This window comes from Acinetobacter sp. CFCC 10889, assembly GCF_003268395.1.
Classification (GTDB): domain Bacteria; phylum Pseudomonadota; class Gammaproteobacteria; order Pseudomonadales; family Moraxellaceae; genus Acinetobacter.
On sequence record NZ_LQXQ01000126.1, the window covers coordinates 1 to 3047 of the forward strand.

A 3047-nucleotide genomic window follows, 5' to 3' on the forward strand; every position below is an offset into this window, starting at 1 on the left:
AAATATTCTATTTTTAAATCCAAAAAACTTACATCCTCATTTCAAATACATGCTAAAGCGATTCATACTAAAACTTCGTGGGATAGTAATTTTGAATTAGAGCTTGCTAAAAAATTAATTAACCAAGGACTAAAAAAAACAGAAATAGCTTATCGTTTAGCACATGATTTAGATGTGGAAATGAAAAAAGAAAAATCTGTTAGAACTATAAATTTACACGAAACAGATACGACAGATAGTATTTATTATTTAATCGAGGCGATTCGATATGTCACAAACAATTAAAATCACAGATGAAGATATACAATACGCTGAAAATATTTTATTACCTCAAGGTAAGACCTTTGATGATGAACGGCGAAAATTTATCCGTAATTTATCTACGATAGATTTACAAGCTGTGCCAGGTAGTGGAAAAACAACTGCTCTTTTGGCAAAACTATTAATTTTAGAAACTAAGCTCCCTTTGCATGACGGCTCAGGAATTTTAGTCCTGTCGCATACCAATGCGGCAGTAGATGAAATTAAAGAAAGAATTCAACAGTACTGTCCAAAACTTTTTCGCTATCCCAATTTTATTGGAACGATACAAAGTTTTGTAGATGAGTTTCTTACAAAACCCTTTTTTCAAAATTATTTTAATAAAAAATTACTTTGGGTAGACCAAGAAAAGTATGAGGATGAAATTCTTCAAGAGTTTAAAAAGATTGCTTGGGCTGAAAAATATGAAAAACCAACAAGTCTCTTTTATAGAAGACATATAAATAAAGTACCAAAAGACAAAGTACAAACGTCAGAAGGAAAAACGTTAATACAACAATATATTGATAATGAAGTAAAAAACACCTATTTCAATTTTAATACAAATCAGATTGAAAATTTTACGTCAGATTTTAGTCTTAAAACACCCACAAATAAAAAATTTATTGGTCTTAAAAAGACAATATTTGAAGTACTTAATAAAGGCATTATTTCATTTGACTACGCATATATATTAGGTGATTATCATCTTAATTCCAATACTCAACTCAAATCTTTATTACAAAAAAGATTTAACTATGTTTATATCGATGAAATGCAAGATATAGATACTAATCAATATAATTTAATAGAAAAAATATTCTATGACGATGGGAGCAGCCAATCAATTCTTCAAAGAATTGGTGACAAAAATCAATCTATATATAGTTCAGTAAAAACAAATTCAATTTGGCAAGATAGACATACGGTTCTTTACCTTTCAAATAGTCAACGTTTAAGTAGCCCTATTGCAAATATTGTTAAAAATTTTGCCCTGTATCCTGAACATTGTACGGATATTCGAGGCATGAATGAATGTCAGCTTAAACCACATATCTTATTATTTTCAGATTCATCTATTAAAAATGTTATCTCACACTTTTCTCAACTTGTGGAACAATATAAAGATTCTGGTGAACTTCACTATCATCAAGACAAACCTCTACAAATAAAAGTCATAAGCTGGAATACCGAGTGGAAAGATGATGAAGCTAGCCGTGCTAATCCTGCTAAACTCAGATTAGAAGATTATCATCAAGTTTTTAAAAAGAATGAGCACAAACCAAAAGAAGATTATAAATGCTTAAAAAGTTATCTCCATTTTTATGATAAAAAACACACTACTTTATCTATGATTAGAAAAAATATTTTCCATGCTCTACTTAAGATTTTAAGAATTGAAAATATTTCGACAAATGAAAATCGCCTTTATACCATTTCAAATTTAATTAACCATTTAAAGGTAAACTCAGAGCTAAATTATTCAGATCTAAACTTAAAAGTATATCAATGTTGTTTAAAAGTAATTAGAAATGAAAAGAATCAGGCTTTGTCTGACTTACAAACTTATATTCCTGTATTCATTTCTTATTTTAAAGAAAATCATAAGCTTTCTCCAAATTGCAGTGACTTTATCAATAAGGACACAACTGGCATTGACCAAACTAGTCAGAATAATATTACCTCTTCAAATATTGTTGTAGAAAATAATCTAAAAATAGAAATGACTAGTGTACATTCAGTCAAAGGGCAAACACATGATGCAACACTTTATTTAGAATCATTCTATAATCAAGGCTATGGAAACTATGAGTCAGAACGTCTTAGAAATCAGTTTTTAGGTATCCAAACAATTCCTCAAACTCTTGAAACACAGAAAACAAGCCATGACAAAATTATCCAATCAACAAAAATGGCGTATGTTGGCTTTTCAAGAGCAACTCAGCTACTTTGTATAGCAATACATAAAGATAGATTTGAACAACATCTAGACACAATAGATCGAGATATATGGGAAGTTAAAGAAGTATCAGATATATAGGTTAAATGTAATCAACATTTATATTCAAACATACTTGAAATTTAATATATAAGTATCAAATAACCTCCAATTATCACAAAACTGGAGGATATTCAGCTATTCCCTTTTTTAAGACTTAACTTCAATTTAAAGGTAAAATTACCATGAATGTTCTAATTGGATACCAATATTTGAACCATTGGATGTGTTATAGAAGCTACTATCTGGGTTAACCAAATCTCTCATCCGTTGTTCAGCCGCATTCCAAAATGCATATGTATAGTAAAGTCTCAACTCAGGCCGATCATTATATCCTGGACTGCTCCCAGTATCTGAACCGTACCGGATTTGTGGGAGACTTTTTTATTTAAGTTAGGCCACCTGACCTAACGGATTAATCTTATCATAGTAAATTGCTTCAAACTCAAAAGGCGATACATAACCCAGTGCACTGTGTACACGCTTTTTGTTGAACCAATCTACCCAATTTAATGTCGCAAGTTGTACATCCGCTAAACCTTGCCAATCTGCTTTTAAATATTCAATCACCTCTGTTTTGTATAAGCCATTCACCGTTTCAGCCAAAGCATTATCGTATGAATCACCTCTCGTACCGACTGATGCTCTTAAATTTGCTGCTTCTAAACGATTGGTATAGCGAATAGAAAGATATTGAACACCTCTATCTGAATGATGAATCACATTCTTAGGCATACCTCGATCGTGC

2 protein-coding genes and 2 pseudogenes are annotated in these 3047 nt (G+C 30.8%); 2 read left to right on the forward strand and 2 right to left on the reverse strand.

The window, feature by feature from the left end; translation table 11 throughout:
* Nucleotides 1–285, forward strand: a pseudogene (locus tag AVJ19_RS20735) (ATP-dependent endonuclease); the annotation flags it as partial.
* The gene (locus AVJ19_RS20740) at nucleotides 269–2341 is read left to right on the forward strand and encodes a UvrD-helicase domain-containing protein (RefSeq protein ID WP_111861389.1); all 2073 of its coding nucleotides are present in this window, start codon (nucleotides 269–271) and stop codon (nucleotides 2339–2341) included. The pseudogene AVJ19_RS20735 and the gene AVJ19_RS20740, both read left to right, overlap by 17 nt.
* 138 nt (nucleotides 2342–2479) lie before the next feature.
* On the opposite strand, the pseudogene AVJ19_RS20745 reads toward AVJ19_RS20740, so the two are convergent.
* Nucleotides 2480–2635 (reverse strand): annotated as a pseudogene (locus AVJ19_RS20745) (carbohydrate porin); the annotation flags it as partial.
* 57 nt (nucleotides 2636–2692) lie between these two features.
* The coding region (locus tag AVJ19_RS20750) for an integrase core domain-containing protein (protein WP_162626685.1) at nucleotides 2693–3047 on the reverse strand (355 nt) is incomplete at its 5' end.